The sequence below is a fragment of the Oceanobacillus sp. CFH 90083 genome (assembly GCF_009389585.1).
Classification (GTDB): domain Bacteria; phylum Bacillota; class Bacilli; order Bacillales; family Amphibacillaceae; genus Oceanobacillus.
The window spans coordinates 207,847-229,101 of record NZ_VIYG01000007.1; the positions used below are offsets into that span (position 1 = coordinate 207,847).

At 38.1% G+C, this 21,255-nt stretch carries 18 protein-coding genes; 3 read left to right on the forward strand and 15 right to left on the reverse strand.

Going from position 1 to position 21,255, the window contains the following annotated elements; all coding sequences use genetic code 11:
• Positions 1 to 538: 538 nt before the first annotated feature.
• The 5 genes from FLK20_RS12830 to FLK20_RS12850 all read right to left on the reverse strand — a co-directional run bounded on the left by FLK20_RS12830 (position 539) and on the right by FLK20_RS12850 (position 6,882).
• Positions 539 to 1,582, reverse strand: a complete 1,044-nt coding sequence (locus FLK20_RS12830; RefSeq protein WP_152656973.1) for a ribonucleotide-diphosphate reductase subunit beta — start codon at positions 1,580 to 1,582, stop codon at positions 539 to 541.
• Positions 1,563 to 2,009, reverse strand: a complete 447-nt coding sequence (locus FLK20_RS12835; protein ID WP_152656974.1) for a flavodoxin — start codon at positions 2,007 to 2,009, stop codon at positions 1,563 to 1,565. Before FLK20_RS12835 ends, FLK20_RS12830 begins: the two co-directional genes overlap by 20 nt.
• Entirely contained in the window at positions 1,994 to 4,222 is a 2,229-nt protein-coding gene (locus tag FLK20_RS12840) for a ribonucleoside-diphosphate reductase subunit alpha (protein ID WP_152656975.1), read from the reverse strand. Before FLK20_RS12840 ends, FLK20_RS12835 begins: the two co-directional genes overlap by 16 nt.
• A 956-nt stretch (positions 4,223 to 5,178) precedes the next feature.
• Positions 5,179 to 5,703, reverse strand: coding sequence for a hypothetical protein (locus FLK20_RS12845; protein ID WP_152656976.1), 525 nt, complete (start codon positions 5,701 to 5,703; stop codon positions 5,179 to 5,181).
• A 9-nt stretch (positions 5,704 to 5,712) separates the two neighbouring features.
• The gene (locus FLK20_RS12850) at positions 5,713 to 6,882 is read right to left on the reverse strand and encodes a ParM/StbA family protein (protein ID WP_152656977.1); all 1,170 of its coding nucleotides are present in this window, start codon (positions 6,880 to 6,882) and stop codon (positions 5,713 to 5,715) included.
• Between the two features lie 712 nt (positions 6,883 to 7,594).
• On the opposite strand from FLK20_RS12850, the gene FLK20_RS12855 reads away from it, so the two are divergent.
• Positions 7,595 to 8,839: a GGDEF domain-containing protein gene (locus FLK20_RS12855; RefSeq protein WP_194165619.1), complete on the forward strand. Its 1,245-nt coding sequence runs from the start codon at positions 7,595 to 7,597 to the stop codon at positions 8,837 to 8,839.
• 117 nt (positions 8,840 to 8,956) lie between these two features.
• Here the strand turns inward: FLK20_RS12855 and FLK20_RS12860 are convergent, their stop codons facing one another.
• Both FLK20_RS12860 and rlmN read right to left on the reverse strand, forming a co-directional pair.
• Positions 8,957 to 9,430, reverse strand: coding sequence for a GNAT family N-acetyltransferase (locus tag FLK20_RS12860; protein ID WP_152657055.1), 474 nt, complete (start codon positions 9,428 to 9,430; stop codon positions 8,957 to 8,959).
• Positions 9,431 to 9,526: 96 nt separating this feature from the next.
• Positions 9,527 to 10,594: a dual-specificity RNA methyltransferase RlmN gene (rlmN, locus tag FLK20_RS12865; RefSeq protein WP_152656979.1), complete on the reverse strand. Its 1,068-nt coding sequence runs from the start codon at positions 10,592 to 10,594 to the stop codon at positions 9,527 to 9,529.
• A gap of 197 nt (positions 10,595 to 10,791) precedes the next feature.
• Between rlmN and FLK20_RS12870 the strand changes: the two genes are divergently transcribed.
• Positions 10,792 to 11,811 (forward strand): LLM class flavin-dependent oxidoreductase, encoded by a 1,020-nt coding sequence (locus FLK20_RS12870; protein ID WP_152656980.1) that lies wholly within the window; start codon positions 10,792 to 10,794, stop codon positions 11,809 to 11,811.
• 87 nt (positions 11,812 to 11,898) lie between these two features.
• Here FLK20_RS12870 and FLK20_RS12875 read toward each other — a convergent pair whose 3' ends face one another.
• The 8 genes from FLK20_RS12875 to FLK20_RS12910 form a co-directional block, all read right to left on the reverse strand.
• Positions 11,899 to 13,119: a cytochrome P450 gene (locus FLK20_RS12875; protein ID WP_152656981.1), complete on the reverse strand. Its 1,221-nt coding sequence runs from the start codon at positions 13,117 to 13,119 to the stop codon at positions 11,899 to 11,901.
• 96 nt (positions 13,120 to 13,215) lie between these two features.
• Positions 13,216 to 13,650, reverse strand: coding sequence for a Na+/H+ antiporter subunit G (locus FLK20_RS12880; protein ID WP_152656982.1), 435 nt, complete (start codon positions 13,648 to 13,650; stop codon positions 13,216 to 13,218).
• On the reverse strand, positions 13,628 to 13,912 hold the full coding sequence (locus FLK20_RS12885) for a Na(+)/H(+) antiporter subunit F1 (RefSeq protein WP_152656983.1): 285 nt from the start codon (positions 13,910 to 13,912) through the stop codon (positions 13,628 to 13,630). Before FLK20_RS12885 ends, FLK20_RS12880 begins: the two co-directional genes overlap by 23 nt.
• Positions 13,912 to 14,394, reverse strand: coding sequence for a Na+/H+ antiporter subunit E (locus tag FLK20_RS12890; protein WP_152656984.1), 483 nt, complete (start codon positions 14,392 to 14,394; stop codon positions 13,912 to 13,914). The genes FLK20_RS12885 and FLK20_RS12890 overlap by 1 nt, the downstream gene beginning before the upstream one ends.
• A gap of 199 nt (positions 14,395 to 14,593) precedes the next feature.
• On the reverse strand, positions 14,594 to 16,075 hold the full coding sequence (locus FLK20_RS12895; RefSeq protein WP_152656985.1) for a Na+/H+ antiporter subunit D: 1,482 nt from the start codon (positions 16,073 to 16,075) through the stop codon (positions 14,594 to 14,596).
• The gene (locus FLK20_RS12900) at positions 16,068 to 16,400 is read right to left on the reverse strand and encodes a Na(+)/H(+) antiporter subunit C (RefSeq protein ID WP_152656986.1); all 333 of its coding nucleotides are present in this window, start codon (positions 16,398 to 16,400) and stop codon (positions 16,068 to 16,070) included. Before FLK20_RS12900 ends, FLK20_RS12895 begins: the two co-directional genes overlap by 8 nt.
• Before the next feature lie 2 nt (positions 16,401 to 16,402).
• Positions 16,403 to 16,825 (reverse strand): Na(+)/H(+) antiporter subunit B, encoded by a 423-nt coding sequence (locus FLK20_RS12905; RefSeq protein ID WP_152656987.1) that lies wholly within the window; start codon positions 16,823 to 16,825, stop codon positions 16,403 to 16,405.
• A complete protein-coding gene (locus FLK20_RS12910; protein WP_152656988.1) occupies positions 16,812 to 19,226 on the reverse strand; it encodes a Na+/H+ antiporter subunit A in 2,415 nt (804 codons plus the stop codon). The genes FLK20_RS12905 and FLK20_RS12910 overlap by 14 nt, the downstream gene beginning before the upstream one ends.
• 1,227 nt (positions 19,227 to 20,453) lie before the next feature.
• Here FLK20_RS12910 and FLK20_RS12915 point away from each other — a divergent pair.
• On the forward strand, positions 20,454 to 21,146 hold the full coding sequence (locus tag FLK20_RS12915; protein WP_152656989.1) for an adenine nucleotide alpha hydrolase family protein: 693 nt from the start codon (positions 20,454 to 20,456) through the stop codon (positions 21,144 to 21,146).
• The last annotated feature ends 109 nt before the right edge of the window (positions 21,147 to 21,255 follow it).

Here is a 21,255-nt window from a genome sequence, read left to right on the forward strand (position 1 = left end):
CTACCTGTTGCTTTTCCCGTAGGAGTCGACAACATCCGCTCCCATCTTAGAAGAAATATGTTTCTTTTGCTTTCTATACAAAGATATGAAGCTAATTCTAGCGACTCTTTTTGATGGGGCGAGTAATCGCAGTCCCAGAAGAAATACACGGAGACTCCTGTGGGAATGCGCAAAATCGAAAAGGAAGTTCGGTTAAGTTCGCGACGTCCTGTCGCAACACCGAACTGACATACATCCTGTATGCCTCCACAGAAAAAAAGTGCACTTCTTTTTTTCGAGGAGATGAGCTCGGGGCCCACGGAAAGCGGAGTGTATTTCTGGGGTTGCGATTACTCACCCCATGAAAACCGTTGGNACAGAAAAAAAGTGCACTTCTTTTTTTCGAGGAGATGAGCTCGGGGCCCACGGAAAGCGGAGTGTATTTCTGGGGTTGCGATTACTCACCCCATGAAAACCGTTGGAGCGGCTATCTCCAGCATTTTTTATACTTTCTTATTCTTTAAACAAAGAAAAAAAGCGCGAGCTGCGCTTTTTTCTTTTACAAGTCATCAAAACCATTCAAATCACTTGTTTTCGTATATTGACGTGATCTCTGTTCAAAGAAATCTGTTTTAGTTCCATCCACATTATCCACATAGGCACGAATCCATTTCATTGGATTATCCACATGTTCTGGATAAAGTTCTTCTAATCCCATCATGCGCAGCATTTTATTGGCACGGTATTTAACATATCCGTCCAGCTCTTCCATATCAATCCCATCAATGCCTGCAAGAACATAATGTGACCATTCTATTTCCAAATCAACAGACTGACGGAAATGGTCGTAAATCCACTGAATGAATTCTTTATTATTGTATTCTGGATTCTCGGCCAGTGCAGCCCGGAACAGTTCTGTAATAAAACGGCCATGCTCCAGTTCATCACGGTTAATATAGCTGATCATAGTTGATGTTCCCACCATTTTATTCTGTCTGGCCAAATGATAGAAGAAAGCAAATCCAGAATAGAAAAACATTCCTTCTAATAAAGAGGTATATACTAACGTTTTAAGAATGTTTTCCATAGTTGGATTTTCTACAAACGCATTGTATTGCTCTGTCAGCAGTTCATTCCGTTTCATCAACAGTTCATCTGTTCTGCCTAATTGGAAGGATTTATTCTGTTCATTCCAAGAAACAACAGAAGACAATACATAAGAATAGCTTTCATTATGCACTGCTTCCTGCTGGGCAATAACTGCCATAATAGATTGAACAGAAGGATCTGTTGCATAGAGTGAAATTAACAATGCTGTTCTTGTTTGCGGCGCATCCAATGTGGATAACAATCCAATTATCTTCAAATAAGCATCCTGCTCCTCTTTGCTTAGTGAGGCGAATTGCTTTACATCGCTGGACATGTTTATTTCATCTGCCTGCCAGTAGTTTCCGACAAGTCTTTTATACATTTTATGCCAATGTGGATAAGCAATATCATTCCAATTTAGAATTCCACTGGATTTGCCTCCGAAAAGGCCTGTTGATTTATTTGGAAAACGCGGCTCTAATGTTTTAGCCCGTTCAAGCATAACTTTTTGCATTATCTAGCACTCCTTCTAGCCACTGTTCAATCTTACTCTCCTGTGACCCTCGTGGGGACTGTTCAATTTTAAGAACTGGATAGCTGCTCCCGTAAAATTTAGCTAATTTATCAGCAGCCCTGCAAAATAAATCATCTCCGCCAAATTGTGTGTCACCAGTTCCGAAAATAGCCATATTTTCAGGCTTATACCCTACCTCTAAAACAAAATCCTTTACTTCATCTGGTGTAGATCCTCTCTCCCAAGTGAATGTTCCTAAAAAGATAAGATCGTAATATGCAGGGTCGTTAAGGGCATCGATCCCGATACGATGCCACTCAACAGTTATCCCTTCTCTATTGAAATAGTCTCCAATATACGCAGCGACTTCTTCTGTATTACCGCTATAACTCAAATATGCGATGAGTACCCTCAACTCTGACACCACTCACACTCTTCGACATCATTGGAAGTGGAACGGACATAATATGTTGTCTTTAATCCTTCTCTCCATGCCTGTAAGTGTAAGTCCAGTAATACAGATGCGCGAATCGTATTTGGAACATAAAGGTTAAATGATAAGCTCTGGTCAATATGACGCTGACGTTTTGCGTTCTGGCTGACAGAATAACGCTGATCTACAATATACGCAGAACGACGATATACATTATACGTATTATGATCCAATGCCGGAGCTGTTACAGGTATTTTAAAGTCTTTCTTCTCTTCATGATAAAATACCTGGAAGATTGGGTCGATACTTGCTGTAGACCCGGCAATCATTGCTGTTGTAGAGTTAGGTGCAACAGCCATTAAATAGCCATTACGGATTCCATTCTCTTTCACTTCTTCTTTTAATACCGTCCACTCCGGACCGGTATAGCCCTTTTGATCGAAATAAGCTCCTGTACTCCATTTACTGCCTTCGTAAACGGGATAAGATCCTTTTTCCTTACTTAACTCCATACTGCTTTTAATCGTTAAATAAGCAACTTTTTCATAAAGCTCATCAGCATATTGCACCGCCTCTTCTGTCTCCCAGCTGATGCCTTTTAATGCTAAAAGATGATGCCATCCAAATGTTCCGAGTCCAATTGCACGATATTTTTGGTTTGTCAGAGATGCTTGCATGATTGGCAATGTGTTAATGTCAATCACGTTATCCAGCATTCTGACCTGAATTGGGATAAGGCGTTCTAATACATCATTCGGAACAGCTCTGCCAAGATTAATCGAGCTTAAATTACAAACCACATAATCTCCGGCCTGATATTTTCTAACAATGGTATTTTCACTTTCTAAAAACTCTTCCACAAAAGCAGTTGGCGACTGATTTTGTGTGATTTCAGTACATAAGTTAGAGCAATAGATAATACCTTCATGTGAATTTGCATTTTGACGGTTTACTTCATCACGATAGAACATGAATGGTGTTCCAGATTCCAATTGTGAACGCATCAGACGCTTCATAATTTCAATTGCCGGGACTGTTTCTTTTGTTAAGTCTTCGTTGGCTACACACTCTTCATATTTCTGACGCCATGTCCCATTACCTTTTTCTTCATCATAAAAATCCTCTAACGAATAGCCCATTACCTGACGCACTTCATGCGGATCGAATAAATACCAGTCCCCGCGATTTTCAACCTGCTCCATAAAGTAATCAGGTAAACATACACCCGTAAAGATATCATGCGCACGCATGCGGTCATCCCCATTATTAAGCTTTAAATCCAGGAATGATTCAATATCACGATGCCATACATCTAAATAGATTGCGATCGCACCTTTACGAGTACCAAGCTGATCCACACTGACCGCTGTATTATTTAATTGCTTAATCCATGGGACAACCCCGCTGGACATCCCTTTAAATCCTTTAATAGAGCTTCCTCTGGCACGGATCTTGCCCATATAAACACCGATTCCGCCGCCATTTTTAGACAATTTGGCAATATCGGTATTACTATCATAAATTGCCTGCAGGCTGTCATCCACCGTATCGATAAAGCAGCTGGAAAGCTGGCCATGTGTTTTCCCGGCATTGGTCAATGTCGGTGTTGCCACAGTCATATATAAATTACTTAAAGCCCAATATGCTTCTTGAATATATTCCACTCGTTTGTTTTTTGGTTCATCCTGCATTAAGTGCATGGCAATAATTAACCAGCGTTCCTGAGGAAGCTCAAATACACGCTTCTGATGATCTGTTGCTAAATAACGCGTTGCAACTGTATAAATACCTAAATAATTAAATAATAAGTCTCTTTCCGGTACAATCAGGCTGCCAATTTGGTTAATTTCTTCTTTCGTATACTTTTCCAAAAAGGATGGTGTATAGATTCCTTCATCTGTCAGTGCTTTAATTAAATAATAAAAAGAGCCATATTTTTCACTTTCGTCGTAGCCGCGATTTGCCGCAGCTTCTTTATATAAATTCTCCACGTAAACCCGTGCAGCTGCATACGTCCAATCTGGATTTGCCTCATCTATATTTTCCAGAGCTGTCTGAATAATAGTGTCATTCACCTTTTTGCTGGAAATAACACCCTGTGTCTGCTTCTCTGCTTTTTGAAACCAAGCATCAGCATCTACTTTCAAGCCTTTGGATGCATTATTAATTTTCTCTTGAATAGATGTCGGATTAATAATAATGGTCATTTTTAAGCCTCCTGTAATAAATATATCTATAACTTCATAAGATCAATCATTTATAAATAGTTAATATAAATACCTGTATTCACATGGTTTTATTGCTCATTTCCCAAAAATAATAAGCGTCCTGCAAGGCAAACCGGCTGAATTATATTAAAATCTACTCTCCATACTATATGTAGTAGATTACTCCATTTCATATACAATCAGTTGGTGGAACACACCAGATTCATACTGGGTTTCACCATTTCAGCGATTATGATATTACCTCGGTAAGACACCATATGTAGTATTACAAGTTTTCACTTTCGCCCATATCTTGTATTAAACACTATCATAGATTATTCAACTACGCAAGATTTTAAATTCAAGATAGTCTGTTTTAACTATATCCAGGCCGAATGAAAAAATGGGGTTATTTTCACACATTTAACTTTATCGTACGTGTCCAAAATTGCATCAACAAGACTTTCACGTGCTGTGGGGACTTCAGTGTTGCTCACACGACGTAGATGTTTTTAATAAAGATTCATTCACTGCTTAGTATTTCGGCACTTTTTAAACATCTTACTTATTGTTGTTGAAATAAAGATTGCATCTTCCAATACCTGCTCCAAAATGCAATATGCTGACTGCAGCGATTAATACTATGGAACAAACTTGCATAGAAGGAAGATTCCATCATTCAGGTTAACTATATTTTAAGAAAGAAAAATTTCATTCTGTTTTTTTCAACTCAAGTTCTCATTATAGCTTAATTTAATAGAAATAAAAGTATTTAGAAACGATTTTTAATAGCTTTTTTTATCCACAATTATCCTTGTGGATATTGCGTGGATAATTAAAAAGTTATTCAATACATTTCCACAGAATTATCCCCAAATACATTAATACAAACTCCCATAATTTCATCATAAAAGAAAAGCAGCTCCAATGAAACGCTTGGAGCTGCTTTTCTTTTATTATTTATTCATACTTGAGAAGAAATCACCTAGTGGATCAAGCTCTTCCTCGTCTTCATCATCTTCGGCGGAACCATGAATGTTCAGTTCATCTGCATTTAAATCATCCATATTCCAATTATCTTGAGAGGCTTCCTGCTCTTGCTTTAAGGCATAGCTGTTCGGTTCTTCCATGTCTTTGAATATATTAGCTGTACTGTTATTCATGGAAGTTAAAAGTGCGGTTGCACGCATTGGATCAGTTAATAATTGATATAAAATCGTTCCAATCAGGGCTTCAGAGTGCTCATGCTTCAACCAGCTCTTTTGTTCCTTTGTAAGTGGCCTGGGCAAAGGGATTGTAACAGTTTCCCTTTCTTTCACACTCATATCATTGACACCTTTTAACACGAAACTTGCAATTTTACTTGAAAAGTTCCTCCGTTCGGTATCCTTCAATTGCTGCAGCTGTCTCATTAAGTATTCAGGAGTATCTGAAGGAATTCGAAATGTAATTGTTTGTCCTCTTTCGATATTCTTTCCCATAGGATCACCTTACTTTGCTTTCGTAGTCTTCTCTTCCTTCTTCTCAGCCTTTTCATTCTTCTGTACAAAATCAGTAATCAATTTATAATATGCATTGGCCATCATCCAGATGCTTTCACTCTCATCCTCAAAGAATTCAATATTGTAGCCGTCTAATTTATTGTTTAGAGCTTTGATATAATCCTTCAGAACTGCAGAACCCCCGCCGACAAAATAGCAAATTTCTGTCTGTGAATTTCTGCTCCACACATTTCGCAAGTAGCGGTATTCTTTCTTGGCGAGCTCTAATAGAATATGATCTGTTATATCATGGACATTGGTACGGCTTCCTTTTACCATAATGTGATTACGGTCATTTTTTCTTGTGATAATATCCACGACATCTCTTCTGCTGTCCAGCTCTACGCCATGCTTTGATCTTATTTCCTCACGAATTTGTTCCAATGATTCGGAAACACCGATATTAAATCCCTGTGCCTTATCGTCATCCACATTTCTATTGCGGATAACAGCAATATCTGTGGATAATCCGCCAATATCCTGAATTAAAATTTGTTTGTCAATTAATTCCTTGTTGATAACTTTTAAGTCATTATCCATAATTAAATTGACGTAAGCGGCAAATCCTTCCGGGTATATTTTTACCTCATCAAATTTTATATTTACTTTCTTACCCTGGTGTTTTGGTGTAACTAAAAATTCTACCTGATGTACAGATCCTAATAACCTGGAACGATAGCCTACATCTTTTCCTTCTTTTACTTCTCTGAGCGGTAATCCGGTTCCTAATGTATAAAGCGCATCATAAACGCCGTTCTTCTCTTTGAATGCGTCACTCGATACAGTATCTAATGCTAAAGCAGCGAATAACATCACTAATGTCTGGTCCTCTTCTGATTTACTGCTTCCCGGATCCAGTTCCTGGGAGTTTGTTGTTTTTGTGGCCAGATTTCCTACTCTATATATAATGTTATTTTCAGATAGGGCAGGGGAGTGGATACGGATATGGATATTATCCAGCACTTCCTTGGTATCTAACTCCTCAATTCCAATTACAGGTCTATCCTCTAAATCCGGTGCTACTACATTAGGTATGTAGTATTCATTTTCTAATTTACCAAAATTACCTTTTAAGGCATCATTTCCAACATCAATTGCTGCAATTCTCGACTTTGTCATTTTCATACTCCTTTCGAAATCAAGATCTTATCATGTGTCACCTAAAAGTACAGGACACGAATATGAACATTCTATCAAACTATCTCTAACAGAATGCATATATTATAAAAAAATCTATGTTTCTAGAATAAACGTATTTACTTATTTTCTCAAGTCTTTCAACAAAATGTTTACATGTTTGTTTTTTTGTATACTTTAAAAAACACTAATTTAACAGTGTTTATACGTATTTGTACACAAGAAAACAATTATGTGTTTATTGTAAACATAATTGTTTTCTTGTGTACATAACAGGTATTTTCTTTTTCCGACATATTATTACAACTCCCTATTTCACCCAAAAAAGACACAGAATGATGAAATATACCTTTATATTTCTGGAAACTACATTTATACATAATTTGTATAGAATAAATATTTGTTAAATACCACAGCTTCCTTTAGACTATGATTGAAATATATATCTTACTAACTTATAATTTGTTAATTTTTGGTTTCAATACCTATGCCAGATCCATAAAACTTCTGTACTTATAAAGTTAAAATGTATATACTTTCTGCTAAAAGGCTGTGACTGCTAAACTAAAATAGACAGTTCAGCTATATTTTACTTGCCAGACATTAGGTCTAATGAATCAGGTTCTTCTCACTCAAACTTATAGAAGATGGCAAGCTCTAGTTATTGTTTCTCAAAATGGGGAGGTTCTTATTTATGGTCCGGGTATACCTGCGTTTAGTTATCCTATTAATTTTTACCGCAGCTGCTGTGTTAGCAATTAAATATGGGACATTACTTGTTGATGTAAACACTTATATCATGATTTTTTCACTATACTTACTCTTTTCTATCCTGTTTATACACTTACGAACACTTGTCAGAACGGGAACAATGAATATTGATTATAGTATTTCTTATAGTTTCTCCTTTGTTTTACTGACAGGACCATTGGGTTTATTTCTTATTGAAATAGTCAGTCGATTTTATGTTTTCTTCCATCGGAAAATGACTGGGACGGCAGACGAAGACGAGCTATTACATACTTTTTATAACATTGGCAGCCCTACCCTCTACAATTCTATCGGATTCTTTTGTTTTCAATTTATATATCCTATGATTGCAGAGCTGCCTTTCGCTCTCTGGTTACTCATTTTCTTCCTGATTATTTTTATGGATGCTATTTCATCCTGCTTTTTGCTATTCATCATGCTCATCACTAAAAATATAAATTCAAAGCAGGAAGCCATTGAATTTATAACTGGAAGAAGTATTCTTGATCTACTAAAAACAGCTTTAACAAACGGCTTACTTTTCATTTTTATCTCTATGGGTCAATGGGAAGCAGTTATCGCTATCTTTCTATTGAGCTATATCGTTGGACGTGCAGGTTTATTTCACACAAGGCTCTTATTGCAAAAGCAAGAGAGTGAACGCTTTAAAAAAATGGCCTATACAGATTTTTTAACAAATATTAATAATAGGACCTATATGAATAAGGTAATGCAGGAGTTAAATCAGAATAGGGAAGATATTGCATTAATCATTGGCGATATTGATTCTTTTAAATCGATCAATGATACATTTAATCATGTTATCGGTGATCATGTGATTAAACAATTTGCCCAGCTCCTGCAGGAAAATATAGATTCAAGTGATTACGTATTCCGCACTGGCGGAGAGGAATTTACTATGATTCTGAGAAACAAAGCCTATGAAGAATGTCAACATTTTATGGATAACTTAAGAGATACTATCCTGGATAATCCTGTCCAAACGGAATTTCGTTCTAAAGCAGTTAGTATCCCCTACACCGTTTCATTTGGAATGTACTATATTCATCACAATAATCAAATAGACCTTAAAGGTGCTTATTTAAAAGCTGATGAATTGCTGCTGCAGGCGAAACATGACGGAAAGAATAAAATCATCTCATTCAATAGCAGTCTGGATAACCAGTAAAGCATCGCTATTTATATACGGTGCATACTAAAAAACTACGAATTCATTAAAATCATCTATGAATTCGTAGTTTTCTTTTTATATTCCACTATCAAAATGAAGCTTTAGAATTCCATCCTATGTCAGCTGCTTCGACAAATCTTTCATATACCAACGGTCCATCGCAGTATGTCCGCTTCCTTCCAATGGTTTATCCAATAAACGGAAGCCATATTCTTCATATAAGTACGCTGCTGCTTCCAATTCATGTCTTGTTTCTAAATAGCACTGCTTAAAATGCATAGAAGCATAGTCCAGAGCTGTTTTCATCAATTCCCTGGATAAACCCTTTCCTTGTGCTTTTTGCGCTAAATAGAGCTTCTGCAGCTCACAAATTGAGTGCTTTTCGTCATACACTCCTATACCGATTCCACCAACTACTTCTCCATTCATCTCGATAACCCAATATTTATCCTTTGGCCGCCCGTTATAGTATGTACTAAGCTGTGCGAGCTGGGGATCTGTATAGGCTGTTCCCTCATGATTTAAATGATGCTTTTCTAATGAACGCTTAATGATGGCTTCTATTACCTTATCATCCTTTGCTTCCATTTCTCTGATGACGACAGATTTATGCAACAAAAACCCCTCCCTTATCTAAAGAAAGAAGCTAACTCATTCCTGAGCAAGCCCCTTTTATCGCTTAAATTAAACTGCTTTTTCCTTTTTGATTTGCTTACTGCGCAGTTGACCGCAGGCTGCATCGATATCTGCACCGTTTTCCCAGCGGACACCACATTGAATACCTTCTGCTTTTAAGGTTTCATAGAAGGCTTGAATGTTTTCTGAGCTGCTGCGGCGGTAGGCAATATGCTCATCTACCGTATTATAAGGAATCAGGTTCACATAAGCTAAATGACGGTGATTACTGATTAATTTAGCCAGTTCACGCGCTTCCTTCTTATGATCATTGACATCATGAAGCATGATGTATTCGTACGTAATACGGCGATTCTTTTTCTCTAAATAATAATCTACAGCCTTCATCAGTTTTTCAATTGGGAAGGCACGATTAATCTTCATAATTTGTGTGCGTAATTCATTATTCGGCGCATGTAAAGAAATAGCAAGATTCACCTGGATTGGTTCATCAGCAAATTCATACATTTTATGTGCTAATCCACTTGTTGAAACCGTAATATGACGTGCGCCAATATTTAGTCCGCCATCATCATTAACGATGTATAAGAAATCCATTAAGTTCTTATAGTTATCTAAAGGCTCACCGATCCCCATAACAACAATATGGCTGACGCGATCCTCTTCCCCGCGCTCGTCCAAATGCTTTTGTACGTTCATAATCTGCTCAACGATTTCACCACTGTTTAAATCACGACTTTTACGCAATAGTCCACTCGCACAAAAAGAACAGCCGATGTTACATCCCACTTGTGTCGTAACACAGACGGACAGCCCGTAATTAAAGCGCATAAGAACTGTTTCAATCACATTACCATCCGCCAGCTTGAATAAAAATTTAATTGTGCCATCTTTTGATTCCTGGCGAATCTCTTCACCCATTGTATGCAGGACAAAGTTTTCCTTCAACAGATTGATGGTTGACTGATTGACATTATTCATATCTTCAAAGCGGTCAATTCGCTTTTTATATAACCAATTCCACACTTGATCAGCGCGAAATCGTTTTTCACCATGTTCCATTAACCACAACTTCAATTGTTCATATGTTAATCCGTAGATAGATGAATGACTCATCAATATACCCTCATTTCCATGTTTTCTACTTTCCCTATATTACTTGATTCAGGCAAGGTTAGCAAATAGTTTTCACATAGTTTTTTTAGCTATTCACCTAAATAGCTGGTTAACCTTCTTTTTTAGATCACAAGGTCAAACATTGGACGCTATCGTAAGAAACCTTTATCATTTTCATTAAGTGAAGGAGGGATTGAATGGTTACACAATCATATAAAACATTTCAAAATATACCTTTATCTGTTCTCGATCTCGCACCAATCATTGAAGGCGGAGATGCCAGACAGGCATTTCAGGAAAGTGTCCGCTTGGCACAGCATGTTGAGAAACTGGGATTTCACCGTTATTGGTTTGCAGAACACCATAATATGAAAGGAATCTCAAGCTCAGCCACTTCTTTATTAATCGGACATATTGCCGGGCATACCAATTCGATCCGTGTAGGTTCAGGCGGAATTATGCTGCCCAACCATGCCAGCCTGGTTATCGCAGAACAATTCGGTACACTGGAGTCTCTATATCCCAATCGGATCGATTTAGGATTAGGCCGTGCACCAGGGAGCGATCAGGCAACTGCTTTTGCTCTGCGTCGCACACTGCACGCCGGCCCGGAGGAATTTCCAATGCAGGTCAATGAATTACAGGACTACTTTTCAACTAACCCTGTATCCCGTGTGAAAGCTGTGCCTGGTCAAGGACTCGATATCCCGATTTGGCTGCTTGGCTCCAGCGACTTCAGTACACGATTAGCAGCTGAAAAAGGCTTGCCATTTTCATTTGCCAGTCATTTTGCACCTGCATATACAGTGCCGGCACTGAAACTCTACCGTGACCGCTTCCAGCCATCTGAGGCACTCGATAAACCATATGCGATGGTTGCAGTCAACGTTATTGCCGCAGATACGGATGAAGAAGCGACTCGACTGGCCACCTCTCATCAGATGCAATTTTTAAATCTGCGTAAAGGTAAAGAGTCCAAGCTGCAGCCGCCTGTGGACAGCATGGATGCTATCTGGTCACCAGCAGAAAAAGCTGCTGTTCAAGAGTCTTTAGATCCAAAAACAACGATTATCGGCACTAAAGAAACGGTCCGTAAAGGTTTAGAAGCATTCCGTAAAGAAACAGATGCGGATGAGATTATTATCACCTCACAAATATATGATATCAAAGCAAGATTACGCTCCTACTCTATTGTAGGTGAATTAATGAGTGAATAGATAAGTGAACAGAGTCTCCTTAAGAAATAGAATAATCTCTTAAGGAGTCTCTATATATTTCAAATCCCCTCATCCATGCGAATGCTTTTATATATCCTTAAGAAAATCTTCATGGTAAAACTCCAGGCGGATCCCCTTCTTTGGTCTTGCAGGAATTTCCGTAACCGGACAGCTCAGTTCCTGTTTTGGCACAATCCAATCCGTCCGTAAAAGATAAGATAAACTCACCTTTATTAATTGCAGCATCACAGAGTCAGACGCTATTGCTTTCTTGGACTGATATATACTATCCAAAAATCGATCAGGCTGAAATAATGCGGGCTGAGTCCACTTTTCAGAATGATGGTTCGTTCCATGTATATCAAACAAAACAAGCTGATTCTTGTCAAAGAGCATATCCTTCCAAAAAAATTGCTGTTGTGTCTTTGCAATGGAAAAAGGTATTATAGAATAATAACGAATAACCTCAAGAATAAAGCAATGGACATATGTCTGGTCAGCTTGCAGCCGTTCTTTTAACTCTGGATTCTCCAGCAGTGCTAACTGGCTGAAGACGACCCATCTGCCCGATGCCACAAAAGTCCGGATGAGTAATAATAACTCCTGAACTACTGTTTTAATCGGTAAAATTTGGCCAGATTTATCCTCATGCCAAGACAGCTTATAGAGTATTTTCTCTTCATCAACCTGCACTCTCCCTGCTCTCAATTGGCGAATTAGAAATACAAGCCACTTCTCGATTCGATTTCTCGCCTGGTTCCTTTTCCAGCGATTGAATCCATACTTTGAAAATAATTGAACAAATTCATGAATATCCGTTGTACGCTGCTTCAGATTACTCGCACGAATCGGTATTCCCAACCAGTTACAGACCACAATAACCCATATCTCTTCTATTTCAGCCACAAAATGAATGGAAGGATTTGTTTTCCACGCCTCTATCCTTTCTTCCCACCGCTGCCTGATAATCAACTCTAATTCTTCTCTTTTTTCAGCGTTGAAGGTCTGTGCAAACCACTCTTTCCTGTGAAAATAATCTATATCAGCCAGATAAGATACACCATTTTCCTTCGCCAGTAAACTGGTAGACAGTTCAGGAATATACTTTTCAGTTTGAAACATTGCTGTATCCTTTACTAAATCTAATGCTTCATCCCCTCGTAACATCACCAGCTTTCGTCCGAATATACGGGATCTGACAATATCTTCATGGTATTCATCCATTCGCTTCGAAAAATAAAAATAACCCTCTCTTAAAAAATCTATTGTATGATCTATTCCTTTATCTTGTACAATTGGTTTTACCATTTTCTAACCCCCTATGTACTTCTCTATCATACCCTTCAAGACATACTTAAAAACCTATCTAACCCTATTATATGCTAAAACAAAGAGCACTCTCATTTAAGAATGCTCTTTGTCTGATACTTTCTCATCTTCTATAATGACTTCACCAGATTCACTGCGCTCTTTTTTCGCTTCTTCTCTGACTTTGTCCATTACATCTTTTAGTTCATCCTCCACCGTTGTATCTGCCATTTTCACATTTGCACGGTAAGCAGCACGTATAATCACATGTCCTGCAACCGGAGCAGTCAGGAATACAAAAGCAATTCCGAGCAGCAGCCTGACACTGTAGAAACCCTGATTAGCAGCGAAATAAATAAATGCTCCCATAAGGGTTAATAAAACAGCAAGGGTAGAACTCTTCGTACCTGCGTGAGATCGCGTAAAAACATCCGGCAGACGAATGATTCCTATCGCACTGATGAACGCCATCATTGCTCCGCCAAGCATAAATAAAGCAGCAATAAACTCAATCGTCGCGTCGATACTCAAGAATAGTCCCCCTCTCAATATATTTCGAGAAGGCAATCGTACTAATAAAAGCCAAAATAGCCAAAATCAAGATAACCTCTAAAAATGCCGTTGTTGTCAACATAACAGATACAATAGCTATAGAAGAAACAAGCATTACACCAACCATATCTAATGCAACAATGCGATCAGGCAGACTTGGACCAATAATAATCCGAAAAACACTGATACAAATTGATATACCATATAATACTAAAGCGGCTGTCAGCATTCCCTGAATCATTAGCGCGTCACCTCCATAATCGCTCTTTCAAAAGTATCAATTGACTTTAACAGGACATCTTTTGACTCTTCCACATCCATCGCATGAATGTAAAAAGCATCTCCGTCATCTGTCACTTCAATAACAACAGAACCTGGAGTCAATGTTAATAAAATTGCTAATGCTGTAATTTCCCAATCTCCCTGCAGCACTGTTTCGTATTTAAACAGTCCCGGCTTAATACTAAGCTTTGGTTTTAAAATTTGCCCCAGAACGAGCTTTGAAGATAAAATAAGCTCTCTTGTAAAAATAAAGATAAGCTTTATTAACGCAAAAAAGCGTGATAAATAAAAACGTTCTCCAAAAAATCGATGCATTAAAAATACGATACCGATACCAACAAGATAACCTGCTACAAATGTTGTAAATCGAAGTTCTGATTCATCGCTAATCAGCGTCCATAATACAGCAATAAAAACATTTAATAAAAACTGCGCCGGCATTCTGCGTTCACCACCTTGTTATTAGATAAGCAAGTTTTAAAAAGTTTCATGAATTCAAGCTTATTCAGGAATAGCCGTGTCCAGTGCCAAACTTTAGAAATTTATGCTTACTTTTGTTTCTTAGAAAAATCGCCTCAAGCAAGATACTTATATTATTGGATTATACAAGCCGAAAATATGATATCGATGAAACAGCAGATTAATTATCTCCAAATACTGCATCAATATAAATTTGCGGATTTAATAGTGTTTCTGCTGCATCCTGAATATAAACAGACATAGGCTCCGCACCTAACCCTAATGCAATTGTTCCTAAAGCCAAAATACAAGTCGAAACGATCCAGCCTTTCTTCGCTGGTATTTCTTCATCCTTACTGATAATCGTTTCTCCCCAGAAGCTTGTAAGGAAAATACGCATGAGAGAGTAAAGAACAAAGATACTGGAAATAAATGCAAGAGCTAATAAAACATAAGATCCAGATCCTACAGCCCCTTCACCGATAAGCACCTTGCCGATAAAACCGCTTAGCGGCGGTATCCCTGCTAAAGACAATGTTGTTAAGAAAAAGAGCCAGCCAAGCAGCGGGTGGTTTTTAATAAGTCCGCTTATTTCATCCATTTTCGTTTGCCCAGTCACAGCAATCATTGTACCCGCAAGTAAAAAGAGTAATGCTTTTATAATAATATCGTGAATCAAATAGTAAATGGACCCTTCTATAGCAGCTGGTGTCGCAACAGCCAAACCGACCAGAATAAAACCGACTGCAATCACTACGTTATAAGCAGCGACCATTCTCAAATCCTTATAAGCAACTGCTCCGATACTTCCGCCAATTAAAGTCAAGCCCGCCAAGATTCCAATAATCGTATGCGTGATTTGTTGTTCATGATAGAACATTAACGTAAATACGCGGAACATCGCATAAATTCCGACCTTTGTCAGCAACGCTCCAAACATAGCTGCAACCGGGGTAACCGGAACAGAATAAGAGCCCGGCAGCCAGAAATATAAAAACAGACCTGCTTTTAAGGCAAATACAGTTAGAAATACCACACTGATAACGGTCAATGTCGGTGTCTGGCCACTTTCTGCAATACGATCTGCTATATGTGCCATATTTAAAGTACCGACTGTTCCATATAAATAAGCGATAGCTACAAGAAAAATCCAGGAAGAAACAACATTAACAATCACATACTTTATGGACTCACGAAGCTGCCCCTTCTTTCCGCCAAAGGTAATTAACACATAAGATGAAAGAAGCATAATTTCAAAACAGACAAACAGGTTAAAAATATCCCCGGTCAGAAAGGAACCATTTACTCCTGCTATAAGTAACAGTACGAAGGAATAGTAAAAGTTCTTTTCAAAAGATGGTTCCACAGAAGAAAAGGAATAGATTAAACATGCGGCAGCAACGATACTGGAAGCCAGCACAAGCAGCATCGAAAAACTATCTGCAACAAACAGGATTCCAAACGGAGGCTCCCAACCGCCAAAATCAAGACGTATCACACCATTTTGCTGAATCAAGTGCAGCAGGTAGACACTGATACCAATATTTGCAACGAACACCAGTAATGAAAGTGACCGCTGCACTTTCACATAAGGCCTTAAAAATAAAAGGATGATCCCCATTAAGACCGGGAGTGCCATTGGCATAACAATTAAATTATTCATCTGGATCCCCCCGTAACTCATCTAATTTATCTGTCCCGACTTCTTGATACGTTCGATAAGCAAGAACGAGGGAAACTGCAGTTACTGCAAAACCGATAACGATAGAAGTTAAAATCAACGCCTGCGGAAGTGGATCTACCGGATCTCCTTCACCAACAATCGGTACAGACCCCGTCTTTAATCCGGAAACTACCATAATGATAAGATGCGCAGCGTGAGTTAAAATTGCAGTACCAATAATAACCCGAATTAAGTTTTTTGACAGTAAAAGGTACGTTGCTACGGTTACTAATACACCTGCCAGGATGGTTACTAACGTTTCCATAATTACTCATCCTCACTAATACTTAATAAGATTGTTACAACAACACCGACAACGACTAAGGCAACGCCCGCTTCAAAGATCGTCACAGTTGTCAGTTCTATTTCTCCAAAAAAGGGTAGATTAAAGTAATCAAAGGCTTGTGTTAAAAAGTTTTCTCCAAATACTAATGCTCCAAACCCTGTACCTACTGATAAAAATGCTCCAAAAGCAGCCACTAATTTAAAATCAATAGGTATCCCCTTTTGTATGGTTTCAATATCAAATACAATAAACAATAATACCAGAGCAGATGCAAGTACCAGGCCGCCGCTGAATCCACCGCCCGGACTATTATGACCTGCAAAGAATAAATATACCGCCAGGGTCAGAATGATAAAGAAAACAAGCTTAGCTACTGTACGAAGAATGACATTATTTATCTTCAACCTGATCACTCTCCTTCTTCGCTTTCACCCGAATCATCGTGTAGACACCAATACCCGCAATTAACAGAACAACAACCTCCAGCATCGTATCAAATGCCCGGAAATCACCTAAGATAGCGTTAACCATATTTTTTCCTCCAGCAAGTTCATAGGAATTTTCAAAGAAAGTGGATATGGTATCAAATACTTTATTCCCCTGAACTCCTAATGCTACAGCAGTAAACACGACACCTACACCAATCGCGATAAGCAGGTTAACACTTTTCTGTTTCTTCGGTGCATCTTCTTTTTCCATCTCAGGCAGGAAATAATAAGCAACAAGGAATAAGACCGTTGTTACTGCTTCAATAATTGTTTGTGTTAACGCCAAATCCGGCGCACGGAACAGAACAAACAGAATCACAATACCAAAGCCCAAAATACTATTTAATACAATTGCTGTCAGCCTTGATTTTGCAAATAAAATCGTTATCGCAGCTACTGCCATAGCCAGTACAACAAACCATTCAAATCCGGAAACAGGTGCATTCTCCGGCAATGTAAATCGATACGCTCCTGTAAGAATAAAAGTCCCGCCGATTACTAAAATAAAGAAAGCAAAAATGTACACCATATAATCACGTAAATAACGTGTCATATATTTATTTGTAACAACGGTTGATTTATCTTCAATCTGATCCAATACAAAGCCATAAAATACATTAATAGATCGTTTCTCGGGAAACAGATTATATACACCTGACCAGTATTTTCTTGTAAAGTACAAGAAGACCCCAAACAGAACAACACCGATGGTCATAAATAATTCAGGCTCAAAACCATGCCAGGCATGAATGTACGTCCCAAAATCTGCGCCTCCCGCAGCGAATGTAGGAAAAATTCCGCTCATAGCAGGCGTAATCAAATGATTTCCAACTACATTCGGCATAAAGAAAAATGCAATAACAAGTAAGCCTAATACAATCGGGGAAACAAGCATGCCCGGTTTTGGTTCATGTGCCGGATGCTCTAATTTCTCCTCTTTATACGGTCCAAGGAATGTTTTCACAACAAATATTGTTGAATAAACAAATGTAAAGACACTTGCTACCCAAGCAATAATCGGAATGATAATTCCCCATGTTCCCAGACCAAAGAAACTTGCTTCTGTAATCTCTAAAGTGGATACAAAAAACATTTCTTTACTTAAGAAACCATTAAATGGCGGTAGTCCGGCCATAGACATACTGCCAATTGTGCCAATCGTAAACGTAATCGGCATCAGGGTAATTAATCCACCCAGCCGGCGAATATCCCGTGTCCCTACACTGTGATCCACCACACCAACAACCATAAACAAAGCGCCTTTAAACGTCGAATGATTCACTAAATGGAATAATGCTGCAAAGGTTGCCCCTGTATATACCATTGATTCATTGGAATATCCCAGGTGAAGCGCAGCAGATCCCATCCCAAACATACTCATAATCATTCCAAGCTGACTAATCGTAGAATAAGCCAGCAATGCTTTTAAATCCGTTTGACGGACAGCATTAAAGGAGCCCCAGAAGAGCGTAAATATCCCAACACCTGTGACAGCCCAGAACCAGACCGCTTCACCGCCAAAAACAGGTGTAAAGCGGGCAACCAGGTAAATACCCGCTTTTACCATGGTTGCTGAGTGCAGATAAGCACTGACCGGCGTTGGTGCTTCCATTGCATCCGGAAGCCAGATATGAAACGGAAATTGTGCTGATTTCGTAAAAGCCCCAAGCAGGACAAGCAGCATTGCCGGTATAAATAATGCGTGCTCACTAATCGCACTTACATTAGCAATTACTTCACGAATGCTCCATGTGTTTGCCATCGTACCAACCATGATAAAACCAACCAGCATCGAGATACCACCGGAAACGGTAATAATCAATGACTTCTTTGCCCCTTCTCTGGAGCGTTTTCTTTGATACCAAAACGCGATTAACAAGAAGGAAGAAATACTTGTCAATTCCCAAAAAACATACAAAACAAGCATGTTGTCGGACATCACAACACCTAACATTGCTCCCATAAAAAGCATCAGGTATGTATAGAACGTACCTATTGGCTCTTTGGATGAAAGGTAGTAGATAGAATAAAGAATGACAAGTGCCCCAACCCCGGAAATTAATAATGCAAATGTCAAACTGAGTCCATCCAAATAAGCTGTTATATCGATTCCATAGCTGGGAATCCAATTCATTGTCTGTACAATAGCTTCACCGCTGGAAATCGTTGGAATAAGTGAAGCAAGATAAATAAATAAACCAGTCGGCACCAGGATGACAAACCAGCCAACATGGATGTTTTTCAAATACTTATATAAGAAGGGTATAAGTGCAGCAGCTAAAAATGGGATAAAAATAGCAAGTACTAAAGTCGACAAACGAGAACCTCCTATCATTTCATTAATTTTCTTTTTTGGTGATTATGCTAAAAAATTCGCACATATTCTATTTCAGGTAAGTATGTTATTTACTAACTACCCCTTATGATGAATAAAAAAACGCAGATATAATTTGTAAATTTACAGCAAATACAATGGTTATTTTGTCCGTAAAATGCTAATCTAATTAATAGAGAACATACTATTATTAAGAAACTTTGGTAAAAATCACTTATCTACGCTTTTTCGTCGTAACATCCATATGTACGAAAAACGCCTTCAGTATATTATTACTGTACCGAATCAAAGACGGTAACATGGTGGAACCAATACAATTAAAAAGGGATAAACTTATTTTGATAAATCGTAGCTTCATTTAGCGAGGTACTTTTCTCCACTAAATCCAGCCTTAGGCAATCAGGAAATACAGTGACCGTTTTTCCTCAGCGTATCTATAAGCCTTTCTTTACCCAAATAGGGGAATTTACGGACACTCATGCTGTGATAAAGTGAAACTACATCCTGCAGGCCTAAACCAATCGGGCCGTTACTGGCTGTTTATATCTCCCACTTAGAAATTTCGATTTCCCACTATTCTTGAAGCAGGAGTCTTACAGCCAGTTACACTGCGGTAAATCGTGGTAAAATGATAAGCCTTTCCTGTAGTAAAAAATAAAGGCGTAATGAGGTGTTAAAATGGTTATTCAAAGAGTCTGAAAAACAACACAGCGCTACATCATCTTTCATCTGGGTATCTTAAAAAATCTTATTGGAACACACACACTAAAGCATGAAGTCTACATAATCACACATAGATATTATACAAGAATTTATCTTCGTTTGCATGTATGACGTTGCGATACCCTGATAAAATTTTATTTTGAAGTATTCTCATGCCTTTTTAGCAAATAAAAATATAATCCCTATATTTACTTGCAACTTTTCACAAATACTAGTATAAAGGTCTTTACAGATTCATTTTTTAGTACATTCATAATGATATTAAATATTTTTCATTTAGCACTATACGAATCTATAAATACATGTTAAAATGATACGGTTTAAAGGATATGACTATCTAAAAAACTGTTGCAGGAAGGTTTATCCTCCCTGCTTCTAGGTTAGATTAAGAATAAAAACAATTCGGTTTCTACTCGGATAAATTATAGATACTTCAAAAGTGGAATAAAAAGTAAATGATTATAAAAGAAAGGTGCGGTAGATACGATGAAAAAAATCAGAGGTCGCATGGACGAAAGTATTTTAGTATGTGTTTATTATGGCCCTAACGGTGAACGCCTTATCCGTCGTGGTCATAAATTAGCACAAATCATGGATTGCCCATTATATGTTTTAACAGTTGATGCCCTTCCTTATGATGAATTTGATGCAGATAAATCAGGTTTTGTCGAACATTGGAAGGAGCTATGTGAAGAATTAGATGTAGAGGAATTTATTATTCGTGATAATGAGAAACGCTCTGTAAAAGCTATTAAAGAAGTAGCACATACGCATAATATTACACAAATCATTATCGGACAAAGTGCACAAAATCGCTGGGAAGAGATTACAAAAGGCTCTTTTGTCAACGTACTTCTGCGCGAGATTTCATTTATCGATCTTCACATTGTTTCCGTTGATCGAACATTGAAAAGTGCAGATGATACGATTTATGAAAAAGGAGTACGTGCATTTATTCAAGAAGACAGCGAAGTACCTGGACAATATCGTTTGAAATTCACCCGATCCAAGCATAATCTGTACGAGGGAATTTTCTACAAAGAAATTGGTACAGATTTTAATAATGGGGTATTCAAATTTATTAACAGCAAAGGAAAGACTTCCCAAGTGCATATTACAGAAAATGTTTGTACAGGTGAATTAAAAGAACCGCCAAATATTAATAAGTCCCTTCATTAAAAAATAGACTCCCTGCGACGGTGCCCCTTCGAAAAACCGCAAGAAAATCGGCTTTTCGAGGGTAACACTGACAATGGAGTCTTTTTTTCATTAAAAAGGATAAGCGCAA